Source organism: Microvirga lotononidis, assembly GCF_034627025.1.
Lineage (GTDB): Bacteria > Pseudomonadota > Alphaproteobacteria > Rhizobiales > Beijerinckiaceae > Microvirga > Microvirga lotononidis.
The window spans coordinates 346,926-365,673 of record NZ_CP141049.1 but is presented as its reverse complement, the minus strand read 5'-3'; the positions used below and the strand labels follow the sequence as shown (position 1 = coordinate 365,673).

General features: G+C 62.6%; 14 protein-coding genes. 3 read left to right on the top strand and 11 right to left on the bottom strand.

Going from position 1 to position 18,748, the window contains the following annotated elements; all coding sequences use genetic code 11:
* The first annotated feature begins 4 nt into the window (after positions 1–4).
* Both U0023_RS25185 and kdgD read left to right on the top strand, forming a co-directional pair.
* Entirely contained in the window at positions 5–985 is a 981-nt protein-coding gene (locus tag U0023_RS25185; protein WP_009762406.1) for a mannonate dehydratase, read from the top strand.
* A gap of 57 nt (positions 986–1,042) precedes the next feature.
* Positions 1,043–1,963 (top strand): 5-dehydro-4-deoxyglucarate dehydratase, encoded by a 921-nt coding sequence (gene kdgD, locus U0023_RS25180; RefSeq protein WP_009762405.1) that lies wholly within the window; start codon positions 1,043–1,045, stop codon positions 1,961–1,963.
* Between the two features lie 220 nt (positions 1,964–2,183).
* On the opposite strand, the gene U0023_RS25175 is transcribed toward kdgD, so the two are convergent.
* The 8 genes from U0023_RS25175 to U0023_RS25140 all read right to left on the bottom strand — a co-directional run bounded on the left by U0023_RS25175 (position 2,184) and on the right by U0023_RS25140 (position 13,985).
* On the bottom strand, positions 2,184–2,978 hold the full coding sequence (locus tag U0023_RS25175) for an ABC transporter permease (RefSeq protein ID WP_009762404.1): 795 nt from the start codon (positions 2,976–2,978) through the stop codon (positions 2,184–2,186).
* Between the two features lie 9 nt (positions 2,979–2,987).
* Positions 2,988–3,869: an ABC transporter permease gene (locus tag U0023_RS25170; protein WP_009762403.1), complete on the bottom strand. Its 882-nt coding sequence runs from the start codon at positions 3,867–3,869 to the stop codon at positions 2,988–2,990.
* Entirely contained in the window at positions 3,866–4,978 is a 1,113-nt protein-coding gene (locus tag U0023_RS25165) for an ABC transporter ATP-binding protein (RefSeq protein ID WP_009762402.1), read from the bottom strand. Before U0023_RS25165 ends, U0023_RS25170 begins: the two co-directional genes overlap by 4 nt.
* Before the next feature lie 37 nt (positions 4,979–5,015).
* The gene (locus U0023_RS25160; protein ID WP_040638814.1) at positions 5,016–6,065 is read right to left on the bottom strand and encodes an ABC transporter substrate-binding protein; all 1,050 of its coding nucleotides are present in this window, start codon (positions 6,063–6,065) and stop codon (positions 5,016–5,018) included.
* 48 nt (positions 6,066–6,113) lie between these two features.
* Positions 6,114–6,785, bottom strand: coding sequence for an RraA family protein (locus tag U0023_RS25155; protein ID WP_009762400.1), 672 nt, complete (start codon positions 6,783–6,785; stop codon positions 6,114–6,116).
* An 11-nt stretch (positions 6,786–6,796) separates the two neighbouring features.
* Entirely contained in the window at positions 6,797–7,603 is an 807-nt protein-coding gene (locus U0023_RS25150; RefSeq protein ID WP_009762399.1) for a carbon-nitrogen hydrolase family protein, read from the bottom strand.
* Between the two features lie 137 nt (positions 7,604–7,740).
* Complete coding sequence (locus tag U0023_RS25145; protein ID WP_009762398.1) at positions 7,741–8,652, bottom strand: LysR family transcriptional regulator; 912 nt, start codon at positions 8,650–8,652, stop codon at positions 7,741–7,743.
* Between the two features lie 332 nt (positions 8,653–8,984).
* On the bottom strand, positions 8,985–13,985 hold the full coding sequence (locus U0023_RS25140; protein WP_154661071.1) for an autotransporter domain-containing protein: 5,001 nt from the start codon (positions 13,983–13,985) through the stop codon (positions 8,985–8,987).
* A gap of 87 nt (positions 13,986–14,072) precedes the next feature.
* On the opposite strand from U0023_RS25140, the gene U0023_RS25135 reads away from it, so the two are divergent.
* A complete protein-coding gene (locus tag U0023_RS25135) occupies positions 14,073–14,384 on the top strand; it encodes a hypothetical protein (RefSeq protein ID WP_154661070.1) in 312 nt (103 codons plus the stop codon).
* Between the two features lie 452 nt (positions 14,385–14,836).
* On the opposite strand, the gene U0023_RS25130 is transcribed toward U0023_RS25135, so the two are convergent.
* The 3 genes from U0023_RS25130 to U0023_RS25120 all read right to left on the bottom strand — a co-directional run bounded on the left by U0023_RS25130 (position 14,837) and on the right by U0023_RS25120 (position 18,747).
* Entirely contained in the window at positions 14,837–15,628 is a 792-nt protein-coding gene (locus tag U0023_RS25130; protein WP_245272950.1) for a MarR family transcriptional regulator, read from the bottom strand.
* A 424-nt stretch (positions 15,629–16,052) separates the two neighbouring features.
* Entirely contained in the window at positions 16,053–16,271 is a 219-nt protein-coding gene (locus U0023_RS25125) for a hypothetical protein (protein WP_009762394.1), read from the bottom strand.
* Positions 16,272–17,046: 775 nt separating this feature from the next.
* On the bottom strand, positions 17,047–18,747 hold the full coding sequence (locus U0023_RS25120; RefSeq protein ID WP_009762392.1) for an ABC transporter ATP-binding protein: 1,701 nt from the start codon (positions 18,745–18,747) through the stop codon (positions 17,047–17,049).
* Position 18,748 lies beyond the last annotated feature (1 nt).

Here is an 18,748-nt window from a genome sequence, read left to right as displayed (position 1 = left end):
GCCTGTGTATGTGGGGACGCAAGTAGCGGCGCGAGAGGACGATGATTACCGGGTCTTTGCCCAGCTGGGCCTGAAACACATCTGCGCCGACCCGCCTGGGAAATCTTCGAGCTGGAAGCTCGATGACCTCCTGCGCCATCGGGAGAAGGTCGAAAGCTTCGGCCTCAGGCTGGACATGATCCAGCTTCCCCTGCCCTCCAGTCCGATCGAAACCGCCCCCTATCCAGACATCCTGCTCGCTGGCCCCGACCGTGATCGGCAGATCGACGCCATTTGCCAGCTGATCGAGGATTGCGCGACCGCCGGCATTCCGGCCGCCAAGTATAACCTCAACCTCATCGGTATCCCACGCACGCCCGACGAGCCCGGTCGCGGCGGCTCGCGCAATGCCAGCTTCCGATGGGAACTGGCTGACCAGGGCGCTGCTCCGGGTTCGGCCGGGATCCTGTCAGAGGATGAGAACTGGGAGCGTATCGACTACTTCCTCGCCCGCGCCGTGCCAGTGGCGGAGTCGAACAGGGTGCGGCTTGCCTGCCATCCCCACGACCCCTACACACCGCCAGGCTATAAGGGTGTAACGCGTGTCCTCGGCACGATCGAAGGACTTAAGAAGTTCGTCCTGATGCACGAGAGCCCCTATCATGGTTTGAATTTCTGCCAAGGGAGCGTCGGCGAGATGCTCGAGAACCCGCGTGAGGAGATCGACGACATCATCCGGTGGTTCGGCACCCGCGGCAAGCTCTTCAACGTCCATTTCAGAAACATCCGAGGCGGCAAGTTGTCATTCATGGAAACGTTCCCTGATGAGGGGGACATGGACATGGCGCGCTCGCTCAAGGTCTACAGTGAGGTCGGGTACCAATACATGCTGATGCCGGATCACGTGCCGACCATCAGCGGGCGCGATCCCCAAGGCGTCGCTTTTGCCTATTGCTATGGCTACATCCAAGCGCTCATCCAGAGCCTTCACCACACCGCCCGCTAATGTCTTTGCCCCGCTCGCCGGCGGGACGCACCCTTTAGTTCGCATAAGGACAGATACATGGATCCCACCCTGCTCAAGACAGCGGTTGGCAGCGGGCTGCTGTCATTCCCGGTAACGCATTTCAATCATGACCTGAGTTTCAACGAGGGCGGCTACCGCGAGCACGTGGAGTGGCTAGCGGGCTACAACGCAGCAGCCCTGTTTGCCGCGGGTGGGACGGGCGAGTTCTTTTCTCTAAATCCCAGCGAAGTACCGCAGGTCGTCAGAGCCGCCAAGGCAGGTGCAGGCACGACGCCGATCATCAGCGGTGCAGGCTACGGCACCTCGCTGGCCGTAGAGATCGCCAAGAGCGCTGAGAAGGCGGGCGCCGATGGAATCCTGCTCCTGCCTCCTTACCTGATGTTCGCCGAGCAGGCAGGCCTCATTGCACACGTCAAGGCGGTCTGCGACGCTGTCGGAATCGGCGTGATCGTCTACAACCGGGACAATGCCGTTCTTACCGCCGAGAGCCTGGAAAGGCTATGCGGGATGTGCCCGAACCTCGTTGGCTTCAAAGACGGCGTCGGCGACGTCGACAAAGTCATTGAAATCACCACCCGCCTCAAGGACCGGCTGGTCTATATCGGAGGTATGCCGACCCACGAGGCCTATGCTCAGGCCTATTATGCGGCCGGCGTGACGACCTATTCATCGGCGGTGTTCAATTTCTTGCCGGACTTGGCCCAGCAGTTCTACTCCGCGCTGCGGACCGGCAATCAACCTGTCGTCGATCAGATCCTCAAAGACTTCTTCTTCCCGCTTGTCGCTCTGCGAAACCGCAAGAAGGGATATGCTGTTTCGATCATCAAAGCGGGCTTAAAGTCGGTTGGGCGCGACCCTGGCCCGGTCAGGCCCCCTTTGACAGATCTGGCTGCCGAGGAACTCGCGGCCCTCGAGCATATCCTGGAGGTCAACAGGAAGCAGGTTGCAGCGGCTTAGTTGCTCCAGTGCGTCCAGTCACGGTAGGACCCTGAGCGCCTCGTCGAAGTCGGTGAGGCGCTCCTCATCGATGCCGGCCAGAAAGTGCAGCTTGCGGACCGCGTTGGGGCCGAATCGACCTCCATCACCGTCACTACATCACTGGTAGCGTCCCAGCGCACCGCTCTGGCATCAGCTTCCAATCTGCACAGGTTGAGAATCCTCACAAGCTGACGATTCCTCACTTCACGAAGGTTCTCGACAGGCCGACCGTGCGATCGACGATCATGACCACCGCAAGGGTGAGTAGAATCAGCAGCACCGAGACGCTCGCTACCAGCGGATCGGCCCGGCTTTCCACGTGGTGAAACAGTTCAACGGGCAAGGTCGTGAGGCGAGGTCCCGTGAGGAAGAGCGTAATGACCACCTCATCGAAAGAAACGAGAAAGCACAAAGCCGTCGCCGCCACAATGCCGGGCGCCATCATGGGTAACGTCACACGTCGGAACACCGTAATCGGCCTTCCACCGAGGGTGGAGGCTGCCTCCTCGCAGGCAAGGTTGAGATTTCCAAGGGTCGTCGCGAGCACGCGCAGAGCATAGGGCAGCGTAATCACGAGATGACCAATGACGAGACCCGTGAAGGTGCCGAGAAAGCCCATCGACGCGAAGACGATGAGGATCGCGAGCCCCAGCACGATGGTGGGCAGCAGCAGCGGTGCGGTGAAGAGATTGTAGAGGAACGCCGATCCGAAGGTCCGCATCCGCACGATCACATAGGCGGCGGGAATCGCGACCGCGAGCGAGATGACGGTCACGACCGCACCCAGCACGAGGCTCGTCCAGAAGGCCGAGATGATCTTCGGATTGTCGGCGAGCGCCGCATACCAGCGCAGGGACCAGCTTTCTGGCGGGAATGACAGGATCTGCTCGCCGCTGAAGGAGATCGGCACGACGAGGATCACGGGCGCCAGGAGGAACAGGAACAGGAGCGCCACCAGGATCTTCATGGGCACCGAGATTTCATTCGCTTCCATGATCGACTCCTATTCGATGGCGCGGAGAACACGGGCATAGGCTGCGAGCGCGGCCCCGAAGATGATCAGAACGAGCATCGAGAGCGTCGCGGCGAGCGGCCAGTTCAGGGTGACGATGGCCTGATCATAGATCTCGGTCGCGAGCAGGAAGACCCGCCCTCCCCCGAGTAGCTTCGGGGTGATGAAGGAGGACACTGCCAGGACGAAGCAGAGTAGGCAGCCGAGCGCAATGCCGGGCAGCGTCAGCGGTAGGATCACGCGCCAGAACGTCTTCGCTGGGGGTGCACCAAGCGTCATCGCGGCTTCCTCCACCCGTGGATCGAGGCGTCCGAACCCGGCGAGCAGCGACAGGATCATGTAGGGCATCAGGATCTCGGTCAGACCGATGACGACGCCCGTGGTGTTGAACATCAGTCGCGGCGGCGTGAGGCCCACCGCCGCAATGGAGCTGGCGATCGGCCCCTGTTCGGAGAGAAGCGCGATCCAGCCGTAGGTGCGCACCACCGCGGAAGTAAGCAGGGGCGAGATGACCAATACGGTCAGAACGGTGCGCCACCGCCCAGAGCTTCGATGAAGATAAAGCGCGATCGGATAGGACACGACGAGAGTCGCCAGCGTAATGCCGAGGCTGACCGTGATCGAGTTCAGGATCAGCTCGACATAGAAGGAGTCGGCAAAGAGGCCGGCCCAATTGGCGAGCGTGAAGGCTTCGCGCACGCCGCCGCCGGTCAGTGCTTCATTGAAGGACATCCGCGCCAGGTTCAGGACCGGCAGGATGAACCCGATGGTATTGATGATCGCGATGGGTAGCAGCAGAACCGTCGCCGTGCCTGTCCGGCCGAGGGCCAGGGAGGGCGCAGCGGGAGCAGCCGGGGCAGAGATCGCCGTCATGCGCACCTCCCGAACACCATCGTGTCCTCGATGCGCCAGAGCACGGCGACCGGCGTCCCCACGGTCCGAAAGCCGCGGCCATGATCGGAGGCCACCTCGACCACGATCTCCGCTCCGTTCACATCGACGTGATACTGCAGCAGGTCGCCGATGAAGGTGACCCGGCTCAGCCGTCCGGCGACACGGTTCACACCCTCGGCGGCGTCCTGGCCGGAACCGGTCTCGACGAGCCTCATGCGATGCGGGCGGACCATGATCTCGACCCTGCCGCCCGGCCGGCCTGGCACCCGAATCTCGCTGGAACCGATGCTAACGCGTCCGTCCCCTTGAGCCGTGCCTTCCAGGCGGTTGGTGCGACCGACGAAGGAGGCGACGAACGGGGTTGTCGGATGCTCGTAGACGTCGACCGGCGTTCCTACTTGTTCGAGCTTCCCGCCGCGCATGACAACGACTTTGTCGCACATGCTGAGCGCCTCGACCTGATCGTGCGTGACGAAGACCGCCGTGATGCCGAGGTTTTGCTGGATGTCGCGGATCTCATTGCGCATCTCATCGCGCAGCTTGGCGTCGAGATTCGATAACGGCTCGTCGAGAAGGAGGATCGATGGGCGGATCACGAGAGCACGGGCAAGGGCCACGCGCTGCTGCTGCCCACCCGAAAGCTCCCGCGGCTTGCGTTCGGCAAGAGCTTCCAGACGCACCATGGCGAGCGCCTGCTTGACGCGCTGCTCGATCTCAGCCTTTGGGACTGAGCGCATCTCGAGTCCGAAGGCCACGTTCTTCGCCACGCTCATATGGGGAAAGAGTGCATAGGACTGGAACACGAGGCCCATGTCGCGTCGATAGGGCGGCATCACAGTGATGTCATGTCCGCCGACGACGATGCGCCCGTCTGTCGGCTTGATGAGGCCAGCGACCATGCGCAGGGTCGTTGTCTTGCCGCAGCCGGAAGGCCCGAGGAGCGCCACCAGCTCTCCCTTCGGAACCGCCAGATCGAGCGATGCGACGGCGACAGAGTCACCGTAGCGCTTCGAGAGTCCGTCGAGACGCAGGTGCACGTCGCGACCGGATACGGTCGGACTTCCGGAGCGGATTGTCTGATGCATCATGGCTTTCTCCAGAGGCGTTTGGCTGCGGCGGTTGCGGTTAGCGGCTCAGCGGAATGACGCGACGGCGCCATTGCTCGGTGATCGCATCGCGGATTCCGGCGACGGCAATCCAGTCGATGGCGACCATTTTGTTCATCGAGCCCGCCGCCGTGCGAGCGAGTGCTTCCTTGGAGATTTTCTCCTGAGCCTTCGTGTTGGTCGGCGCGTAGAACATCGCCTCCGTGAACGCCGCCTGGGTCTCAGGCGTGAGCGCGTAATCGATAAAGGTCTTGGCGGCGTCACCCGCCGGGGCCCTCTTCACAAGGTTGATCGTGTTGATCTGGAAGCCGCTTCCTTCCTGCGGCAGGACTACGCCCAACTTGCCGCCGGACGTGTCCGCATACACCTGCGCGCGGGCGTTCCAACCGATTCCGAGCGCCGCCTGGCCGTTCGCGATGGGCGTATACACGTCCGGCTTCGGATCCCAGGTCTGCACGTTGGGAGCGAGTTCGCCGAGCTTCTTGATGCCGGGCTCGACGGACTTCTTGTAGTCCTCCTGGCCTGCCATCTTGTTGACGATGACCGTGAGAGTCGTGCCTTGGATATCCGGCACGGCCGGGATCGTGACCTTCCCGGCATATTGCTTGTCCCAGAGCGCGTTCCACGAGGTCGGCTGCGTCTTCACCTGATCCTTGTTGTAGAGCAGAACGAGATTGTCGAAGGTCACCGCGACACCGCCGACGCCCTCGATGCGGGCGGTCGGATAGAGATCGGCCACGTTCTTCGAGACGCTCTCGTCGACCTTGTCGAACAGGCCTTCGTCAGTGGCCGCCTTGGCGACAGACACGTCCATGATCATGACATCGATCTGAGGTGCGGCCTTCTGGGCGCGGAGCGTGCCGAGCATCTGAGCCGAGTTCGGCATGCCATAGAACTCGACCTTGATGTCCGGGTGGGCCTTCATGAACGGCTCGATCACCGCCTTGGTGTAGTGGTCCTGGAAGATGCCGCTATAGGCGGCGAGAGTCACTGTTTTCGTCTGGGCCAAGGCAGGCGTCGCGGCGGCGAAAGCAACCGCCGAGGCACCGAGCAGAACACGAAGCTTCATCATTGTCTAATCCCTCTGTTTATTGATTAGCCTTCCCGAACCGGCGCGTCAGGCGACGCGCCGGGCCTTTTCTTCTACGATCCGGGTTGCGCCGGAAATGTCCGGCAGCTTCTCGCCGTTGCGAAGCCGCTCCAGCAACTTGATCTCGTTTTCCTGCATGCCGATGGCCCGCTCCGCCACAGCCCTCGCCTCGGCCGGATTGAGCACTAGAACCCCGCTCTCATCGGCGAGAATCGCGTCGCCCGGCTCGATCACTTGTCCACCGACCGTGACCGGCACGTTGATCGCGCCTTCAAGACCCAGGATCTTGGTGGTGATCGGCGACGGGCCGCGGCACCACATGGGCATCTCGACGTTGCGGATTTCCGAGAAGTCGGTGGCGGGGCCGTCCACGATGCCGGCCTTCACGCCCGCGATCTTCATGGAATGCGTGACGACGCCGCCCCAGCATGCGTGCTTGGTGTCGCCGCAGCGATCCACCACGACGATGTCGCCTGGGCGGACGAGCTTGGTGAGGTAGTGCAGAATCGTGCTGTCCGCGTGCGGTAGCCGCACCGTGACGGCGGTGCCAGCAACACGCTTCTCGGGCAGCACCGCACGCAGCTCGCGATCGACGAAGCCCGAATGCAGAAAGTGGCCGACGGTCGCGGTCTCAACCTTTTCCAGCAGGTCGACCAAGTCCTGCGAGATCTGCTTCGGCATCGGATTGACGGTGAACATGGGCGCTCTCCTCAGGCCAGGACGTGGTGCTGGGCCACCGGAACGTTGCGGCGCACATGCTGAATGTAGTCCAAGTCGAGGCGTGCGCTGGTGCTTGCGACCTTGTCGGAACACTGGGCGACCATGTGGCCCCAGGGATCGATCACCATGGAATGGCCCCAGCACCATTTCTTGCTGTCCGCGTGCGAGAGCACCTGACCGACCGCCAGGAAGTAGGTCTGTGTCTCGATGGCGCGGGCGCGGGCCAGTGTCTCCCAATGGTCCTTGCCGGTCATCAGCGTAAAGGCAGCCGGCAGGACGATCACGTCGGCGCCCGCGTCGCGCAGCTTGCGGAAGAGTTCGGGGAAGCGGATATCGTAGCAGATCGCGCAACCGACAGTGACGTCCCCGACCTTGTAGGTCACGACGTCCTGGCCGCGGTTGATCGTGTCCGACTCGCGGTAGCTGATGCCGCCCGGGACATCGACGTCGAAGAGATGGATCTTGCGGTAACGGGCGAGTTCTTTGCCGTCGGGGCCGAACACCAGGGTTGTGTTGTAATGGTTGTTGCCCTCGCGCTCGACGACGCTGCCGGCATGGATGGTCACCCGATGCTTGGCGGCAAGACTGGACATCAGCTTGTAGGATTCGCCGTCCGGGAAGAACTCGCCATTGCCGTGGACGTTGTCGCGTCCCTCGCCGAGATAGGCGTAGTACTCTGGCAGGACGATGAGATCGGGCGTCTCTTCGCTGACGGCCTTCTCGATCATCGCGGCTGCAGTTTTCAAGTTCTCCGCCTTGTTGTTCTGGGAATTCATCTGAATCAGACTGACTTTCACGTCACGGCCTCCTTTGAACCTACGGTCAAATGTGGGCGAGACGTGCGAGCTTGCACAAACGCGAAATACTTTCCCTGGAGCCAAAGTTTTCCTTGTTCGGCACCGCACAATGACACGTAGACCCATTCGGCATCGGTCTACCAGGAGGCTCCGTCCGTCTGTGCCAATGAAAAGCTGTGGGCGACCTCGTGCGCCATTTGTGCCATCACGGCCGAAATCAAGTTGTCCGGATGGTCGGAATAGACCGCGTGGAAGCTAAGTGGCGGAAAGGCTGGCGTTACGTCGAGTGCCACCAGCGTTCGAGCCGCGAGTTGCTCCCGCACGATTACAGTTGGGAGTGGTGTTATACCGATACCATCCTGGGCCAGCCGGATGATAGTGGCGAGGGAGTTGGAATTATAGATCGTCGGGTCCTCGATCCCTGCATCGGCAAGCTGTCGCAGGACCCGGTGATGGGGAACGCTGTCCTTAGAATAGGCCAGGATCGGTTGGTCTGCTATCTCTGCCAGTGTCAGTGGTTTGTCCGGAAGGCCGAGCTTCGGGCTGGCAAGCCAGGTACATGCGAATGTACATAATTCGAGATTAATGATTTCGGGCGCGATCACCGGCCCCATGATGAGGGCAAGGTCGATACGTCGTTCGGCAACCTCACGCGCAAGACTGAGGCTCGTATCGGTATTGAGATCTATGGCGACGCTGGGATAGCGGGCCCGAATGCGTTCAATGAACTGCGGAAGCCAAGCATGAACGATGGAGTCGATCGTGCCGATCTTAATCGATCCGCGCAGGCTTCCGGGATCGCTGACGGCCTCTCGGAACTCGTTGGCGACCCGCACCAGTTCCTCAGCTTTCGGGACCGCCTGCTGCCCTAAGCTGGTAAGGCGAACGCAACGGACATCCCGTTCGAAAAGTCGAATCCCCAGATCTCGCTCCAGGGTAGCAATACGGTTCGAAATTGCAGCTTGTGTGGTGTTAAGCCTCTCGGCTGCAGCGCTGAAACTACCCAGCCTCGCGACCCAAAGAAACGTTTCGACGAAGCGCAGGTTCATTTACGAGCATCCCTTGATGGCCGGAGCTGCTTTCTTAGAGCCTAAAGGCTCCTTTGCAGGTGATGCAAGTACTGGATCCTAGAGAGGTACGGAGATCGTAAGAGGCACTGCGGTAAATCTCTGATACCGCTTGGCCTTCCACATTCCAGCGGCTTATTGAACGCCCGATGTTCCTGGCGAGCGCAGATTTTGGTTCTGCTTCCGAGAGGCGCCAGAATGACGCCGTCCCCAGATTGACCACTGCTCAATACAGAATGACATTTCAAGTACTCTGCGATCCGCACAGACGCTGAATGTGTCTAGCGCCGGAATCGCCAGCTCGATCGGCAACCTCACCGTGTCTCGAACCGCCAGGTGAAGTTACCCTTGAGGGCATGCTCCTGCGCCCGCTCACCGATCTGGCCCACATAGGCGGCGCCGAGCGTCATGTCGGGAGTAATCTGCCAGTCGAGCCCGGCCTCCGCCACCAGCGCATTGCGGTCGATCGGCGTGCCCGCCACCGTGAAGGCTGTGGCACCGCCGCTGAAGGCGAGGAGCGCTTCTGGCTCAACGTCGCCATAGGCATGGCGCCAGCCGATGAGACCGCGCACGATCAGCGGGACCGTGTCGCTCAGGCGGGCCTCGGCCCGCAGGCCCAGCGTCGTGGTGGCCAGATCCTGATCCCGGGCGGAGCCGGTGAGCGCTGCGGGCCCGCCCTCCTCCTGGAAGGCGTCGGTGTGCAGCCGCAACACCGAGGCTCCAACGAACGGCTCCAGCTGCACCGGGCCTAGGCCCATCCGGTAGCCCACCTCGCCAAAGGCCTGTGCGGTCCAACCATCGTAGGACGTGTCGATCGCGCCAGCAAAGCCGGGAAAGCGGACGGTGCGGTTCACATCGATGTCGTGCCAGGCATAAGCCGCGCCCAGCCGCAGGCTGAGCGCTCCCCAGGAGGACGAGCCGTAGAGTGCTGCAAAGACGCTCTCGTTGCTGCCCGACGAGAGCCGGCCGTCGATGTCGAAGGTGGTGCGGGTGAAGCCACCGGCCAGACCGAGACGGAAGGCTTCCGCCACCTGCGCGTCGGCGCCGAGGATGAACCCACCGGTGGAGGTTTCGAGGCCCGCGGCATTGCCGTTGCCGCCGATCTTGCCCCAGGAGCCGAAGCCCTCGCCCCACAGGGCAAAGCGACGGGGATCGAACGCGGGCACCACTGCCACGGGCTGCGGAGTTGTCCCGGGAGCATCGGCCGCGTAAGCGGCCGTGTAGGAGCCCTGCACGAAGGTGGGCAGGCGGGAGGTCAGCGGCTGGCGCAGGTGGGTGAGGATGCTGTTCTGCACCTGTGCGGCATCGCCATAGGCCACAGCGGCGGCGGAGGCATGCGCCTCGCCCGAGAGCGCATCGAAGGCGGCGCTCGCCTGGTCTGCAGACAGTAGTACCAGGGCCTCATAGAGGTTGTTGCCGAAACCCAGCGTCTCGGCAGCCGTCGCAGCCGCTCGTGCATTCGGGCTTTCTGCAAGGGCGCTGAAATCGACCTGATTTCTGGTCAGCGTGAGATAGACGTTGCTCAAATCATAAGAGAGCGAAGGGGTCAGGAAGGCAAGATCGGAGGAGGTGGAGGCGAATTTGCCGGTTACGCCGCCTTGGGCGCTCAGGATCGCGTGAGTGTTCGTGGCGGCATAGAGACCGCGGGCGGCTCGGACGTTCACTGTGCCGCCTGAGAGTTTGGAGGCACCCTTCGCTGTAATGAGATCGTGGTCCCCATCCACCGTCACATCGACCGTGTAGCTCGAGCCGGCATCGAAGGCTATGTCGCCGGTAACGTTGAGCGTCCCAGGAGAGTAACCGGGCGAAACGGTGCCACCCCGACGGACGACCAGCCCGCCAATCGTGCCCGAGCCGCCCAGCGTGCCGCCCTGGCCAATCGTAACGATCGAGCCCCAGTGTGAATTGGGCGTGAGGTTGAAAGCCCCTGTTTCCACCGACACAGGTCCCTCGTAGCCCGTTCCGGTGAAGTTCGCTGTACCGCCAATGATCGCGAGCGTCCCTGTCCCGCGGATGGAGGCGTTAATGTCGTAGCTCCCGGAGCGGTTCAAGACCAGCGCGCCATTATTGACGATCGAGCCGGAGATGCTTCCCATCCTGCCGCCGTCGCCGATCTGCAGCGTTCCCTCTTTAATGACTGTACCACCCGTGTGGCTGTTGCTGCCGGTGAGGATGAGCGTTCCGGACCCCTGCTTAGTGACAGATCCCGATCCCGAGATGGATCCGGAATAAGTGCCGATATGAGCCTGATCGAAGACAAGGGAGGAGTTGTTGGCAATGTTGCCAGAAAAGCTCGACGAACTCCCGACCAGTGTTCCCCGTGAGATGGTCGTGCCGCCGGTATAGCGGTTCGCACCGCTGAGCGTGAGCCGGCCTGCGCCCTGCTTGACGAGTGCACCGGACCCAATGACGGCTCCGCCGAACGTAACGTCGTCGCTCCGGTTGAAAACCAGCGTGCCGTTATTGGTGACGTCGCCGAGGATCGACCCATTTGTCCCGCCCTCGCCGATCTGCAATGTGCCGGCGGAGATGACGGTGTTGCCCGTATAGCTGTTGGTGCCGGTCAGCGTCAGCTGGCCAGCGCCTGTCTTGACGACGCGGCCCGGCATCAAGCCGTCGCCGATCACGCCTGACAAGGTAGCAGCCAGACCCGGATCTGTTGCGATAATGAGGTTGCCGGTGAGCGCCATAGCATTGGCGACGTTGAGCCCATCGGCTCCAAATGACAGCCTTGTGCCATCGCGTGCATCGAGGCGCCCTGTACCAAGGGCGCTGTTCGCCGCGAGCGTCAGGGCTCCGGCTTGCAGCAAGGTCCCGCCGGAATAGCTGTTCTGTCCTGCCAGAACGATGGTGCCCGCCCCGATCTTGGTGAGGCTCCCCGTGCCGGTGAGCGGAGCATTGACCGTCGCGGTCGTTTGAGCGCCCTCGGCCCAGAGGCGACCGCCCCCGTCGAGAAGGAGTTCGCCCCCACTGCCTGCCACGAGCTCGTAGCCCGACGTCAGAAACTCGAGCGTGCCGATCCGCTGGGCTCCCTCGACCGTGATCCGTCCTGCGGGGCCGCCGAAGACCCCAGTACCGTTCAGCCAGAGGCGCTGCCGACCATCAGGTTCGAGCCAGCGTGTCGTGTCGCTCCACGTGCCGCTTCCACCCCTGTCCATGCCATTGCCGCTCCAATATTGAAGCGCCGTCCCGTCGCCTGTAACCAGCACATCCACCGTGCGTTCGCCGATATCAAGCCGCGTCATCACGTTCTCGATCGTAGGCGTCGAACCGAGAGCCAGGCCCGCATCCGTCACGGTGTCGTTCGTGGAGAAAATCCGGTAGATGCCGGTGCCATAGGCTCCACCGCCCGTCACATTGAGTGTGCCATTAACGGTAAGAGGGCCGACGATATCGAACAGCGCATCTTCCGAAGGTGCGTTGAGATTAACATTGGTCGTCGATCCTGCGGCGAGGCTGAGACTGCCCATGCGAAGCGTGCCGCCGCTCGGGCCACCAAACAGTGTGCCACCGTTTTCGACGGTCACTGAGCCTTCGATGGCACCACCGGCCGCATTGAGAATACCGCTTGGTCCAATTGTGACAGGTCCACGGAGCAATCCCGACAGCTCCAACACGCCCTGGGCGACCGTTGTGCCGCCGGCATGCGTGCTGGTGCCCGAAAGGACGAGCCTGCCGGTGCCCATTTTCTGTAACGAGCCAGCTCCGTTGAATCCACCCGAGAATGTGCTGTCCGTCGTCTGATTAACGGTCAGCGATTTGTCGCCGAGCGCGACGGTGCCGCTCCCGGCAATGTTGGCGATTGTGGTTCCAGCAGCCGTCAGGCCGGAAATATCAAGCACACCGTCGACACTCAGACCTCGTGATCGGCCGAGATTAGCGTTGCCTGCCAATGCCAGTGTCCCTTGGTCGACTGCGATGGTCCCGATGAAGGGTGAGTGGATATGGTCGAAGCGGGTGCTGTCGCCCGTCAGCGTGAGCGTCCCGGCGCCGGCTTTCCTCACGGTGCCGTAAGATTCCAAGCTGCCGGCAAAGGTACCGTGTGCCTCCTGAGCGATACTGAGCGAGCTGCCGTTGACCAGGAGAAGCCTGCCTGTCGCGGAACCGGATAGATCGTGCAGGAGGTAAGTTTCTCCGCCCGAGACGCTCAACATGCTGTCGACCTGGACGGCGCTTGAGCTTGCGATGCTGCCGAATCCGGTCAGATCGAGCCTGCCCCCGCGGACGATGGTGGCGCCGCTGTAGCCCTGCTCGGCATGGAGCGTGAGCATCGCCGCGCCATCTTTGATGACGGATCCTGCACCGGTGATCCGGCCGGCGAATTCAGCGATGCCGCCTTGGTTGATTTGGAGTGTTTTGTTGCCGAGGATGATGTTGCCGGGTGCCGGCTCTCCAAGCGCTGTCGGCACGAGGCTCGGGATTGTCGTGCTTGATGCCGACAAGCCCGAGATGTCGAGTGTGCCATCCAAGCGAAGGCTGGCTGCACTCGTAATACTGCTTACGCCTGTCAGTGCCAGAGTGCCTTGACCGATGACGATCCCGCCCCCGTAAGCGTTGGCTCCTGACAAGGTGAGCGTTCCACTGCCCTGCTTCTCCAGCCTGCCGATGCCTCGGAATGACCCATCATACCTGTAGTTCGACGGCACATTGACGGTGAGCGTACTCATGTAGCAGCTGCCTGTAGGGCAGTTGCCGTAGTCGATGACAATGTCTCCCTCGATAACGGCGCCGGCGGAAAGATTGAGCGTGCTATCCCCTGTGACCCGCATCGCGGCGCCGCGCACGCCGCCGGCTAGGCCCCCGCTGACGACAGCATTCGCCTGCAGGTTAATCTCGTGTCCCGTACCGTCGCCATCAATGGCGATGCCGCCGGTATCCAGTCCATCACCACCCCGCACGCGTGAATTGACGGTGACATCTGCATCGGTACGAAGGAAAATACCGGCTCCGCCGGTGGTACCCACGCCGCCGCGGATGGGAGCGAAGACATTCGCGTGGTTCGAACCCATGAGCATGAGGCCAATGCCCCCGAGTCCGGTGTATGCGCCATTAATGCTGACTCCGCCGTTGCCGCCGCGGATTTCGGCCGAGACCGTTACGGCGCCGGACGCTTCCACGCCTGAGCCGCCGGTTCCGCCTTGATGTCCGCCTTGATCATTGTTGCTGTCGCCACCGTCGCCCCCGACAACCATCGCCTCGATGCTTGTGGAGCGGCTGGTCGAGTAAACGCCCGCGCCGCCGCGACCACCCTTTCCAATGCCGAGGCCGTCGAGCCTGTCATTGCCGCCGCCGCGCCCCCCTTTGCCGCCCAACATGACGGCGCGCACAGCCAGTGAATCGGCGGCGGTGGCGGCAAGCCCTATCCCGCCATCGCCGCCACCCCCTCCCTGGCCTTGGCCGCCATGACCCCCATCCCCACCGGCACCACCAACGGCCCGCTGTATGGCGATGTAATCGGAGGTGTTCTGCAGTACGAGACCGAAGCCTCCAGAACCGCCACCGCCACCGCCGGTGGTGCCGTTTCCACCTTTGCCACCCCGGCCGCCGCTCAACTCCCGGTTCGGGATTGGTCCGGAAGCGTTGTTGAAGCCATGCGCGCCGCCACCGCCGCCGCCGCCTCTCCAAGTGGCGTCTTGACCGTCAGCCCCATCGCCTCCGAGGCCATCTCTCGCACCGGGTTGACCGCCGCCGCCACCCGCGGCGGTCCCGGATAAGATTCTGCAATCGGCATCGTCGCAGCCATTTGCTTCGCCGCCATTTCCACCAGTATCGCCCGCGCCGCCTCCGCCTCCGCCACTGAGGCCTCTGACAACAATTCCGCCTTCCCCTCCGGTTCCGGAAAAGGACGATCGTCCACCTAGCGAGAAGAGGCCGCCGTCTCCCCCGTCGGCCAAGACGCTTGACGCGCCGACCAGTGCACAAAGCGCAACCGAGCCGAGCAAGACGGCCCGGAAGGAGCCGTGCCTGGTAGCGGGAGGAACGGGCGGGATCAGGTCATGCATCTCGGATCTCAGTATCGCGATTGACTGCGGTGCGCCGGCGGCGGGGAACAGACGGTCCGACGAGGGAGCCTAACCGCCATGCCGGTTTATCGGTCAAAACCAAGGTGTCTGACAGTCCAAACCTTGCATCGAATTCCTGATCCTGGAGGATCAGGAATTCGTCATCAGGCCGTCGTCTCCGGTGCTGTGCCGGCACGGCTGCTCACCAGATCCGCGAGCAGCCGATAATGCGCCATCTGGCCCGCCGCCCAGGTTTCGAACTCGGCGATGAAGTCCGCGGGGATTTCCCTCAGATAACCACCCGGAGCGATGCTGAACCAGCCTTGCCTCTCGGCCTCGGTTAGCATGTTGCCGATGTGCTGGCGGGACACCTGGAAGCGTTCGGCCAGCCCGCGGTAGGTCAGCGACGGCAGGCCAACTTCCGTACCGAGTTGCGTCGCGTGATGCGCCCCCACGACAGCGGCCATCAGCGGATAGCCGCACTCGCGCTCCGTGATCTGCACGATCGCCCGGAACGGTGCAAAGAGACTGTCATCCTCCTGGTAGGAATCCACAGATCGGCCGAGCCAGTCGCACATCTGTTCCGGCGAAGATGAGATTATTTCGACGAGAGGCCTCGACGACCGTTCCAGCCGCTCAGACGCGGCGAGAAAAGCCAGTGGCGAGCGCGCAACCTCGTGGATCAGTGCCGCTGTCGGACGCAGAAGATAGCGGCGGCGGTCGCTCTCCTGCTGTTCGGCAATAAGATAGCCGCCATGCCTCAGGTCTTTGATGAAGCCAGCAACCTGCCGGGGGCTGGCCACAGCGGCGCGCTGCAGGGCGGCGAGAGTGGGCGGCTCCCCATCCCCCCTCTGCCAGCGAGCATAGCTGCCGATCAGGAAGTAGCAGGTGAGGTAGCGCAGCTTCTGCGCGAAGACCTTACTGGTTGGCCAGGAGGCTCCCGGCGGCTGTGTCATCGCCACACAATACTCCAGCAGCGCATCCGGAAAGTCTGGCCTTCCGAGCAGCCTTTTCGCCAGCATCCATGTGGGATGGGCAGTGTGCTTGTGAATCGCGGGATGGAGCAGCTTTCGCACTGGTGATGGCATCTGCGATTGAGGGACGCGATCCTTAGGCGGCTCTCACGAGCTGAGGATTCGGGAAAGGAATGATATCTTACACGAATTCCCAAGCTCTGTAGTGGGTGGATCTGGTGAGCTCGCGCGGCAGGCCCCGGGCAGGGCCAGTAACAAATTGACGGCATCAGGCATAACCTTCAGCAGCTTGGCCGCACGGGGCACCGTCACTGGCGGATAGGACAAAAAGAGCTCGACAGCCCCGGCTGCTTCGAGTTGCAGCGGATCTTGGCCTTGACCCGGCTCATCAGTTCCCATGCGAGGATCACCTGCTCGCGATCCTTGCGGGCAAGGACCAGCGCCTCCCCAGCACCTGCCAGAAACCTTCCTGCTTCTCGATCTCCCCTTCCCTGCCCGCCGCCAGCGACGGCAGGCAGTTGGTTAAGCCGCGTGCCGCAGGATGGCAGCCGGCATGATCGGTCTCGGTCTGGCCGACATCCGTGCTCCAGAGCCCGGTCTCCAAGCGCTGTCGGCCCAAGCGCAATTCGCTCTCCTTTGCGGTCTTCCAGGACCATCGCTATCGAGATGGTCGGTGGCAGGGAGGCCGTTGTCGGCTTCGCGAACGGGGATGTCGTCTCAACAAAGGAATAGGCCGACCCGTTCTTCGCGCCTGAAGAAAGCAATTTCCTAGGTTCTCAACGGTAGAGGATCTCTACCGGATACGGTCGAGTAGGGCCTCCAGCACAGGCGCTGTCGCGAGCTTGTAATACCTCGCGGCGGTATCCTTCCACCTGCTTCAACAGTTCGCCGGAAATGGCGCAGGGCTCATGATATGCACCTGCGTACATGAGAGGTGTCTCCGCGGCCAAGGAGGCACGATGCAAGGCTTCGCAGCGGTTCGAGCGTGACGCTCTTGTGGCCCCAAGCTCCTGAGTCGGCGTTGCGCAGCCGCAGGTAGTCTTGGCACGGCGCCTGCGCATCAGCCTGCACCATCAGCCCGACCAACGCGATCATTGTGACGGCCGCCACTCCATGAAGAGGCATGAGTTGTTCTCGCCCGCATTCGGTTCATCAGGTACGCGACAAAACAGACGGAAGTTCGTCTCACCAAAATGGAGGACATACGGCCATACTTGGTTATATGGGTCGCTAATCACCTCCCGGATGGGTGAAGCGGTTTGGCTGCATCAGCTTAATCCGATTGCCGAATGGGCGCCATCCAGACCTGACAATGCCGTATTCGAGCACTGGTATCCCGGCATGATGAACGACAACGCCCGGGGCCACGGACAGGCAGCCGCTGAACTGCCCACAATTCCTCATCCCCTCCCGAGGGCAGCGTAGGCCTCGGGCCTCGGCGTCTCTGCCCCATGTTCGGGTGAGGCCTCCTCGTCGCGCCAGCGGAGGCGGACGCCATCCTGTTCCGTGCGCACCAGGATCGGAATCGCCGACAGAAGACGCTTGGTATAGGGATGCTGCGGGGCGTCGAACACGGCGTCGCGCGTCCCCTCCTCGGCGATCCGGCCGTCCTGCATGACGACAACCCGGTCGGCGACCTGCTCGACCACGCCGAGATCGTGACTGATGAAGAGGCACGAGAAGCCGTGCCGTTCCTGCAGGTCTGCGAATAGGTCGAGCACCTGTGCACGCACTGTGACGTCGAGGGCTGAGACGGGCTCGTCCGCGATGACGAAGGCTGGCCGGCGCACGACCGCGCGGGCGATGGCGACGCGCTGACGCTGGCCACCCGAGAGTTCGTGCGGATAGCGCTCCACATAAGCGTCGCTCAGGCCGACCTCGTTCAGAATCTCGCGAACCCGCTCCGTCTTCTCGCGGCTGCGCATGGTCGGCACGAGGCGCAGGGCCTCGCGGATGAGCGCCCCGATGGTCATTCTGGGATCCAGGGAGGAATAAGGATCCTGGAACACCATCTGGCAGTCGAGGCGATAATCGTTCCAGCCTTCGCTTCCAGGCACGATGGAACGTCCCGCAAAGCGGATCTCTCCGCCGGTCGGGTTCAGGAGGCCTGCGATCGCGCGACCTAGTGTCGTCTTGCCAGAGCCCGACCCACCGACCAGCGCCACGACCTCCCGCGGCCGAATGGACAGGTTAATTCCGTGCAGCACCCGCTTGCCCGGTTCCTTGCGCAGGAAGCCCTGTCGGCCGCCATAATCGACCACGAGGTTGCGGACCTCGACGATGGGCCCCGCCGCTTCCGTAATGCTCCGCGCCGGGAGGCGATGCGGCATCGCCGTCAGGAGCTTCCGGGTATAGGGATCCTTGGGCTCGCGCAGCAGGTCCTGCGTGACGCCCTCCTCTATGATCTCGCCCTTTTGCATCACGATGATGCGGTCGGTATAGCGGGCTACCATTGCGAGATCGTGGCTGATCATGAGGACGGCCGTGCCCCGCGCCCGCGTGAGCTCGACCATCAATTCGAGCACGTCCCGCTGAACGAGCGCGTCGAGTGCCGTCGTTGGCTCGTCAGCGATGAGAAGCGCCGGCTGGAGGAGCATGACGGAGGCCAGCATGATGCGCTGGCGCATTCCTCCAGAGAACTGGTGAGGATAGGATTGGAGCGCACCCTCCGGATCCTTGAGGCCGACACGGCGGAGCATGTCGAGGATGAGCGTCCGCCTCTCCTCGGGGCTCAGCTTCCGGTGAAGCGCCAAACCTTCGTCGAGTTGCCGACCAATGAGCATGGACGGGTTGAGGGAGGTCATCGGCTCCTGGAACACCATACCGACGCGCGCGCCACGCAGCTTCCGCAATTCGCCGGGCGAAAGCTGTGCGATGTCCTTGCCCTCGAACCGGATGGTGCCGCCGGTGCGGCGTATGGCGGGCGGCTCCAGGCCCATGACGGCGCGGGCCGCGAGGGTCTTGCCGCTACCGGATTCACCGACGATGCCGACAATCTCTCCAGGTGCCACCGTAAAGCTGATGCCCTTGACAACGTTCATCTGGCTATGCGCCACCGTGAGCCTCAGGCCCTCGACGCTGAGAAGTTCGGTCTTGACCATA

Coding starts and splice junctions, on each gene's coding strand:
- U0023_RS25140 (WP_154661071.1), bottom strand. CDS start 13,985: ATGTTGGGCGGCAAAGGGGGGCGCGGCGGCGGCAATGACAGGCTCGAC.
- U0023_RS25170 (WP_009762403.1), bottom strand. CDS start 3,869: ATGACGGCGATCTCTGCCCCGGCTGCTCCCGCTGCGCCCTCCCTGGCC.
- U0023_RS25155 (WP_009762400.1), bottom strand. CDS start 6,785: ATGTTCACCGTCAATCCGATGCCGAAGCAGATCTCGCAGGACTTGGTC.
- kdgD (WP_009762405.1), top strand. CDS start 1,043: ATGGATCCCACCCTGCTCAAGACAGCGGTTGGCAGCGGGCTGCTGTCA.
- U0023_RS25175 (WP_009762404.1), bottom strand. CDS start 2,978: ATGGAAGCGAATGAAATCTCGGTGCCCATGAAGATCCTGGTGGCGCTC.
- U0023_RS25130 (WP_245272950.1), bottom strand. CDS start 15,628: ATGACACAGCCGCCGGGAGCCTCCTGGCCAACCAGTAAGGTCTTCGCG.
- U0023_RS25120 (WP_009762392.1), bottom strand. CDS start 18,747: ATGGTCAAGACCGAACTTCTCAGCGTCGAGGGCCTGAGGCTCACGGTG.
- U0023_RS25135 (WP_154661070.1), top strand. CDS start 14,073: ATGACCCCCATCCCCACCGGCACCACCAACGGCCCGCTGTATGGCGAT.
- U0023_RS25160 (WP_040638814.1), bottom strand. CDS start 6,065: ATGAAGCTTCGTGTTCTGCTCGGTGCCTCGGCGGTTGCTTTCGCCGCC.
- U0023_RS25145 (WP_009762398.1), bottom strand. CDS start 8,652: ATGAACCTGCGCTTCGTCGAAACGTTTCTTTGGGTCGCGAGGCTGGGT.
- U0023_RS25165 (WP_009762402.1), bottom strand. CDS start 4,978: ATGATGCATCAGACAATCCGCTCCGGAAGTCCGACCGTATCCGGTCGC.